Annotated in this window: 1 rRNA gene; it reads right to left on the bottom strand. The window is 56.7% G+C overall.

The window, feature by feature from the left end:
• Positions 1-10: 10 nt before the first annotated feature.
• A 16S ribosomal RNA gene (locus WA675_RS27225) occupies positions 11-1,529 on the bottom strand.
• Positions 1,530-1,636 lie beyond the last annotated feature (107 nt).

Raw genomic sequence — 1,636 nt, 5'->3', positions numbered from 1 at the left:
TGCTCCTTAGAAAGGAGGTGATCCAGCCGCACCTTCCGGTACGGCTACCTTGTTACGACTTCGTCCCAATCGCCGATCCCACCTTCGACGGCTCCCTCCCACAAGGGGTTAGGCCACCGGCTTCGGGTGTTACCGACTTTCATGACGTGACGGGCGGTGTGTACAAGGCCCGGGAACGTATTCACCGCAGCGTTGCTGATCTGCGATTACTAGCGACTCCAACTTCACGGGGTCGAGTTGCAGACCCCGATCCGAACTGAGACCGGCTTTAAGGGATTCGCTCCACCTCACGGTATCGCAGCCCTCTGTACCGGCCATTGTAGCATGTGTGAAGCCCTGGACATAAGGGGCATGATGACTTGACGTCGTCCCCACCTTCCTCCGAGTTGACCCCGGCAGTCTCTCACGAGTCCCCGCCATTACGCGCTGGCAACATAAGATAAGGGTTGCGCTCGTTGCGGGACTTAACCCAACATCTCACGACACGAGCTGACGACAGCCATGCACCACCTGTACACCGACCACAAGGGGGCCTACATCTCTGCAGGTTTCCGGTGTATGTCAAACCCAGGTAAGGTTCTTCGCGTTGCATCGAATTAATCCACATGCTCCGCCGCTTGTGCGGGCCCCCGTCAATTTCTTTGAGTTTTAGCCTTGCGGCCGTACTCCCCAGGCGGGGTACTTAATGCGTTAGCTACGGCACGGAGTCCGTGGAAGGAGCCCCACACCTAGTACCCACCGTTTACGGCGTGGACTACCAGGGTATCTAATCCTGTTCGCTACCCACGCTTTCGCTTCTCAGCGTCAGTTACTTCCCAGAGACCCGCCTTCGCCACCGGTGTTCCTCCTGATATCTGCGCATTTCACCGCTACACCAGGAATTCCAGTCTCCCCTGAAGTACTCTAGTCCGCCCGTATCGCCCGCAAGCTTAAGGTTGAGCCCCAAGTTTTCACGAACGACGCGACGAACCGCCTACAAGCTCTTTACGCCCAGTAATTCCGGACAACGCTCGGACCCTACGTATTACCGCGGCTGCTGGCACGTAGTTGGCCGGTCCTTCTTCTACAGGTACCGTCACTTGCGCTTCGTCCCTGTCAAAAGCGGTTTACAACCCGAAGGCCGTCATCCCGCACGCGGCGTCGCTGCATCAGGCTTTCGCCCATTGTGCAATATTCCCCACTGCTGCCTCCCGTAGGAGTCTGGGCCGTGTCTCAGTCCCAGTGTGGCCGGTCACCCTCTCAGGTCGGCTACCCGTCGTCGCCTTGGTGAGCCGTTACCTCACCAACAAGCTGATAGGCCGCGGGCCCATCTCGCACCGATAAATCTTTCCACCACAAAACATGCATTCCATGGTCATATCCGGTATTAGACCCAGTTTCCCAGGCTTATCCCGAAGTGCAAGGCAGATCACCCACGTGTTACTCACCCGTTCGCCGCTCGTGTACCCCGAAGGGCCTTACCGCTCGACTTGCATGTGTTAAGCACGCCGCTAGCGTTCGTCCTGAGCCAGAATCAAACTCTCCGTTGAAGACTCTCGAAACACTCCCGAAGGAGCGAATCAGAAATATCTAACTAGAGTCCGAAAACCTAGCATTGCCGAACACCAGCAAAAGTTTGCTGACATTCAAAATGTCC

This window comes from Nocardia sp. SSK8, from assembly GCF_037034205.1.
Classification (GTDB): Bacteria; Actinomycetota; Actinomycetes; order Mycobacteriales; family Mycobacteriaceae; genus Nocardia.
Note: the sequence above shows the minus strand (reverse complement) of the source record. Positions and strands in the feature narration are given on the sequence as shown.